At 72.5% G+C, this 6329-nt stretch carries 3 protein-coding genes; all 3 read left to right on the forward strand.

Features of this window, described 5'->3' with window-relative positions; translation table 11 throughout:
• Positions 1-9 precede the first annotated feature (9 nt).
• The 3 genes from ACFXAZ_RS25865 to ACFXAZ_RS25875 all read left to right on the forward strand — a co-directional run bounded on the left by ACFXAZ_RS25865 (position 10) and on the right by ACFXAZ_RS25875 (position 5761).
• On the forward strand, positions 10-1032 hold the full coding sequence (locus ACFXAZ_RS25865) for a methionine synthase (protein ID WP_384595814.1): 1023 nt from the start codon (positions 10-12) through the stop codon (positions 1030-1032).
• A 15-nt stretch (positions 1033-1047) separates the two neighbouring features.
• Positions 1048-3258, forward strand: a complete 2211-nt coding sequence (gene ligA, locus ACFXAZ_RS25870) for an NAD-dependent DNA ligase LigA (protein ID WP_384595817.1) — start codon at positions 1048-1050, stop codon at positions 3256-3258.
• A 289-nt stretch (positions 3259-3547) separates the two neighbouring features.
• Positions 3548-5761 (forward strand): putative bifunctional diguanylate cyclase/phosphodiesterase, encoded by a 2214-nt coding sequence (locus ACFXAZ_RS25875; RefSeq protein WP_384595820.1) that lies wholly within the window; start codon positions 3548-3550, stop codon positions 5759-5761.
• Positions 5762-6329 lie beyond the last annotated feature (568 nt).

Consider the following 6329-nt stretch of genomic DNA (forward strand, 5'->3'; position numbering starts at 1 on the left):
GCTTCGGGGGTGAGCGACAACACTCCCCGCTACGGCGGAGCAACCGGCGTCGGTTCGATGCCCGGCGGTGACGCCCGAGAGGCCGCCAAGACCGTCACCGGTACCTTCGAGGACTTCCCGTACCTTCCCGAGCTGCCCGCCCGAGGCCCGGGCGCGGACATGATCGGCCGCACCGCAGGACTCCTGGTCGAGCTGTACGCGCGCGTGGAGCCCAGCGGCTGGCGCCTCGGTGACCGGCCCGGACGGGACACCAGGCGGGCCCGCTCCTGGCTCGGCGAGGACCTGGACGCGCTGGAGGAGTGCACGCAGGACCACCGGGGCCCGCTCAAGGTCCAGGCGGTCGGCCCCTGGACCCTCGCCGCCGCACTGGAGCTGCGCAGCGGTGAGGCGGTCCTCTCCGACCCCGGTGCCTGCCGCGACCTCGCCGCCTCCCTCACCGAGGGCCTGCGGCTGCATCTGGCGGAGATCCGGCGTCGTATCCCCGGCGCCCGGCTGGTGCTCCAGCTCGACGAGCCGTCACTCACCCCGGTGCTGCGCGGGCACGTGCGGTCCGCCAGCGGCTACCGGACCCACCGGTCGGTCGACCGGCAGGTCGTGGAGGCCACCTTGCGCGAGGTGATCGGGGCGCACCCCGACGGCGCCGACGGCCCGGCCGGCTCGGTCGTCGTCCACTCCTGCGCGCCGGACGTCCCCTTCGCGCTGCTGCGCAGGGCCGGGGCGACGGGCGTCTCCTTCGACTTCTCGCTGCTCACCGAGCGTGACGACGAGGTGATCGGTGAGGCCGTGGAGGCCGGTACCCGGCTGTTCACGGGTGTCGTGCCGAGCACGGACGGCCCATTGTCAGACCCTGCCGGTAGCGTCATGGGTGTCAGGACGCTGTGGCGCAGGCTGGGGCTGCATCCGGGGCTGCTCGCGGATGCCGTCACGGTCACGCCGACGTGCGGCCTCGCGGGCGCTTCCCCCGAGTACGCGCGCAAGGCCCTCGCCCACTGCGTCCAGGCTGCGAGATCCCTCGCGGACAACCCAGAGTAACGGGAGGACCAAACGGTGGCCGGCGACAAGCAAGCGGAGACGACGGCGGTGCCCGCCGAGGCACGCGATCAGCACGCCCAGCTCTCGGAGCAGGTCGAGGAGCACCGCTTCCGGTACTACGTGAAGGACGCCCCCGTCGTCAGCGACGCGGAGTTCGACCAGCTCCTGAAGACCCTGGAGGCGCTGGAGGAGCGGTACCCGGAGCTGCGTACGCCCGACTCCCCGACCCAGAAGGTCGCGGGGTCCTACGAGACGGAGTTCACGGCCGTCGAGCACCGCGAGCGGATGCTGTCGCTCGACAACACCTTCAACGACGAGGAGCTGGCCGCCTGGGCGGACCGCATCGCGCGCGAGCTGGGCGAGCAGGAGTACCACTTCCTGTGCGAGCTGAAGGTCGACGGCCTCGCGGTCAATCTCACCTACGAGCACGGCAGGCTCACCCGCGCGGCGACCCGCGGCGACGGCCGCACGGGCGAGGACATCACCCCCAACGTCCGTACGATCGCCGACATCCCGGAGCGGCTGCACGGCGAGCGGGTCCCCGACCTGGTGGAGATCCGCGGCGAGGTCTACTTCCCGATGGACGCGTTCGCGGCGCTCAACGCCCGTCTGGTGGAGGCCGGTGACAAGCCGTTCGCCAACCCGCGCAACGCGGCGGCCGGTTCGCTGCGCCAGAAGGACCCGCGCGTCACCGCGTCCCGCCCGCTGCACATGGTGGTGCACGGCATCGGCGCCCTCACCGGCTTCGACGGCCTCAACCGGCTCTCGGAGGCGTACGCCCTGCTCAAGACCTGGGGCCTGCCCACCTCCCCGCACAACAGGGCGGTCGACGACCTCGACGCCGTACGGGCGTTCATCGCCTACTACGGCGAGAACCGCCACTCGGTGGAGCACGAGATCGACGGTGTGGTCGTCAAGCTGGACGAGATCCGGCTCCAGGGACGGCTCGGCTCCACGGCCCGCGCGCCACGCTGGGCGATCGCGTACAAGTACGCGCCGGAGGAGGTCAACACCAAGCTGCTCAACATCCGGGTGGGTGTCGGCCGCACCGGCCGGGTCACGCCGTACGCGCAGGTGGAGCCGGTGACGGTGGCCGGTTCCGAGGTCGAGTTCGCCACCCTGCACAACCAGGAGGTGGTCAAGGCCAAGGGCGTGCTCATCGGGGACACGGTGGTGCTGCGCAAGGCCGGTGACGTGATCCCCGAGATCCTCGGTCCGGTGGCCGATCTGCGCGACGGCAGCGAGCGCGAGTTCGTGATGCCCGCCGAGTGCCCCGAGTGCGGTACGCCGCTGCGGCCGATGAAGGAGGGCGACATCGACCTGCGCTGTCCGAACGCGCAGGGGTGCCCGGCGCAGTTGCGGGAGCGGCTGTTCTATCTCGCGGGCCGCAAGGCGCTGGACATCGAGCACTTCGGCTATGTCGCCGCCGCCGCCCTCACCAAGCCGCTGGAGCCGGCGGACCCGCCGCTGGCCGACGAGGGCGATCTGTTCGACCTGACCGTGGAGCAGTTGCTGCCCATCAAGGCGTACGTCCTGGACCAGGACAGCGGGCTGCCCAAGCGGGACCCGAAGACCGGCGAGGAGAAGATCGCCACGGTCTTCGCCAACCAGCAGGGCGAGGCGAAGAAGAACGCGCTCGCGATGCTGGAGAACATCGCCGCCGCCAAGGAGCGCCCGCTGGCCCGGCTCCTGACCGGGCTGTCGATCCGTCATGTCGGCCCGGTGGCCGCCGCGGCTCTCGCACGTGAGTTCGGCTCGATCGAGAGAATCGAGCTGGCCAGTGAGAAGGAGCTGGCCGACACCAATGGTGTGGGCGAGATCATCGCCGCCTCGCTCAAGGAGTGGTTCGCCGAGGACTGGCACCGCGAGATCCTGCGCAAGTGGAAGGCCGCGGGCGTCCGGATGGAGGAGGAGCGCTCCGCCGAGGACGAGGGCCCGCGTCCGCTGGAGGGGCTCACGGTGGTGGTGACCGGCACCCTGGAGCACCACACGCGGGACGGGGCGAAGGAGGAACTCCAGCGGCGTGGAGCAAAGGTGACCGGTTCGGTTTCGAAGAAGACGGCATTCGTCGTCGTAGGGGACAATCCGGGATCGAAGTATGACAAGGCGATGCAGCTGAAGGTGCCGGTGCTGGACGAGGACGGGTTCGCCATCCTGCTCGAACAAGGGCCCGAGGCCGCGTCGGAAGCCGCGCTTCCGGTCGAGGAGGCGCCGAGCGGCGACTGAGGGACGGGCCCGGCGCGTCCACGAAAGAGCGGTCGAAGGCCACCCGTTCGGCGCATATCAGACGCATAAGGGTGGCCGGGGCGCATTCGGGCAACCGTCGACGACCGCTGCCCGAGGAAGCCTTCCGCGGCCTACTGTTGAGATGTGCGCCTGCCGTGCCCAGCTGCGGTCGGGGCAGTCCCCGTGCTGTTCAGGAGCCGGGGAAAGGGCTTTTCGACGCGGTGCCGTGGGTGGATGTCGGGCATCGGGCCGCGTGGCGTGGGCACCGCCGGCCGTGAGAGGGACGGGAATGGAACCGACCGAGAGCGCCGCCCGGGAGTCATGGCTGCGCCGACTGGCCGGCGTCTGGCGAGGGGGCCTGACGGCGCTGTCCCGCACCGGCGTACCGGGGCGGGAGGGGGCGCGAACTCCGGCGGGCGCGCCGGTCACCGTGCCGCTGCCCGCCCTGCACAGCGCCACCCTGGCCGACGGTCACGGCGACGGCGAACGGCACCAGTCCTGGCCCGCGTTGCCCGCCGCGATCGTCGCCGCGGCGGCCTTCGCCCTCGGCGCCGGCTTCTACCGGGCCTTCACCACCCACCAGGCGCTGTTCCCGTCCGGCGCGGTCGGCTGGTCGCTGGCGGTGCTGACCGGGATCGTCGTCGGCCATCTGGTGCTGCTCGGCCGCGCCCGCTGGAGCGGCGGCACCGGTTCCGGCGCCGCCCTCACCCTCGCCGTACTGCTGCTGTACGGCTGGCTGCCCGCCGGCCTGGTCAGCCTCACCGTCGTCGTACTGGTCGGCATAGCCCGGCACCACCGCTGGCGGCAGGGCGTGCTCAACGGGGCGGTCGACATCCTCGGCATCGGCGCCGCCGCCCTGCTGCGGTCCTTCTTCGGCCCGGTGCCCTCGGTGGAGCGGCCCTGGCTGCCCGAGACCTGGACCCTCTACACCGCCACCGACGTGATCCTCGTGGCGCTCGCCTATCTCGCCGTCACCCGCGCCCTGCTGTGGTACCTGCACACCCCGCGCGCCGGGAAACTGCCCACCGTCGCCCGGACCACCCTGATCAGACACGGCCTGGTGGCCCTCGCCCTGCTCGGGATCGCGCCGCTGATCTGCGTCATCGCCATCGCCAAGCCGATCCTGCTGCCGCTGTTCGCGATGCCCCTCATCGCCCTCGACTCCACCTTGTGGATGGCCCGCGCCCGCGCCGAGGAACAACTGCGCGACCCGCTCACCGGGCTGCCCAACCGGCAGTGGCTGCTGGAGCGCATCTGGACCGCGCTGGACGACGCCGAACGCATCGGCGCCCGCGCGGCCCTGATGCTGATCGACCTCGACCGGTTCCGTTCGGTCAATGACACGCTCGGGCATCTCGCCGGGGACCGGCTGCTGCTCCAGACCGCCGACCGGGTGCGCAAGGCGCTGCCGCGCGGGGCGGAGGTCGCGCGGCTCGGCGGTGACGAGTTCGCCGTCCTGCTGCCGGTCGCCGACTCGACGACGTCCGCGACCCGGATCGCCCGTTCCATCGTCGCCGAACTCAGCTCCCCGCTCGACCTCGACGGACTCACCCTGGTCCTGGAGGCCAGCGCCGGGGTCGCCGTCTTCCCCGATCACGCGCTCGACGCCGAGGGGCTGCTGCGGCGCGCGGATGTCGCGATGTACCAGGCGAAGCGGGACCGTACGGGCGTGGAGGTCTACGAGTCCAAGCGGGACTCCAACACCCCGGACCGGCTCGGGCTGCTGGCCGATCTGCGGCGCGCGCTGGACGCCCACGAGGTGCGGCTCCACTACCAGCCCAAGGTGCGCTTCGACGGCGAGGTCGCCGGGCTTGAGGCGCTCGTGCGGTGGGTGCACCCGGAGCGCGGGAAGGTGCCGCCGGACGAGTTCATCGCCATCGCGGAGTCCTCGGGGCTGATGCCGCATCTGACGGAGTACGTGCTGGACACCGCGCTCGCGCAGGTCGCGCGGTGGCGGGCGCAGGGGCTGTTCGTGCCGGTCGCGGTGAATGTCTCGCCGCGCGATGTGCACACGCCGGGCTTCGCCGGGTCCGTCGCCGCCCGCCTCGCCCGGCACGGGGTGCCCGCGGGGGCGCTCCAGCTGGAGATAACGGAGCATGTGCTCCTGGAGGACCCGCAGCGGGCCGCGGACACCCTCGCCGGGCTGACCGGGCACGGGGTGAAGATGTCGCTGGACGACTTCGGTACGGGGTACTCGTCGCTGGTGCATCTGCGGCGGCTGCCGGTGAGCGAGCTGAAGATCGACCGGTCGTTCGTGGCGCGGCTCGCGGTGGACACCGAGGACGCGGAGATCGTGCGGTGCACGGTCGATCTCGCGCATTCGCTGGGGCTGCTGGTCGTCGCGGAGGGGGTGGAGGACGACGAGACGTGGGAGCGGCTGCGGGATCTCGGGTGTGATGCGGTGCAGGGGTGGCTGGTCGCTGCCGCGATGCCGCCGGAGGAGATGACGGCGTGGTTGCGGGCTCGGGGGGCCCAGCGGGAGCCTGCGGCGCTTCCGGAGTGATTTTCCCACCCCGCCCGCCCGTTTCCACCCAGATCACCGGTGACCGTCGCCCGTGGGGCCCACCCGCCGTCGGCGGCCACCCGTCAGCGGGCCGCTTCGCGTCCGCCCCCGGCGGGCCCCCGGCCCGACCGCGTACGCCCGCCCCGGCTGGCCCTTCGGCGCCGGCTATAGATGTCCGCCCTGGTCGGTCCTTCGGTGTCGTTGTGGATGTCCGCCGTGGTCGGTCCTTCGGGGTCGGATATGGATGTCCGCCCCGGTCGGCCTTCGGCCTCGTCCGCAGGCCCGACCTGGGCGACCTCGCCCGGCTGCCCAGCACACGCCCCCTGCCTGGGCGGCCTCGCTCGGCTGCCCAGCTCAGGCCCTCAGTCGCGCGGCTCCGCCCGGCTGCCCCAGCACAGGCCCCCTGCCTGGGCGGCCTCGCTCCGCTGTCTAGCAGAGGCCCTCAGCCGCGCGGCTCCGCCCGGCCGCCCCAGCACACACCCCCCGCCTGGGCGGCCTCGCTCGGCTGCCTAGCAGAGGCCCTCAGCCGCCCGGCTCCGCCCGGCTGCCCCGGCGCACACCCCCCTGC

The sequence above is a fragment of the Streptomyces sp. NPDC059477 genome, assembly GCF_042749375.1.
In the GTDB taxonomy this organism is placed as follows: Bacteria; Actinomycetota; Actinomycetes; order Streptomycetales; family Streptomycetaceae; genus Streptomyces.

Excerpts from the sequence above, each read along its gene's own strand:
- ACFXAZ_RS25875 (WP_384595820.1), top strand. The coding sequence starts at position 3,548 with ATGGAACCGACCGAGAGCGCCGCCCGGGAGTCATGGCTGCGCCGACTG.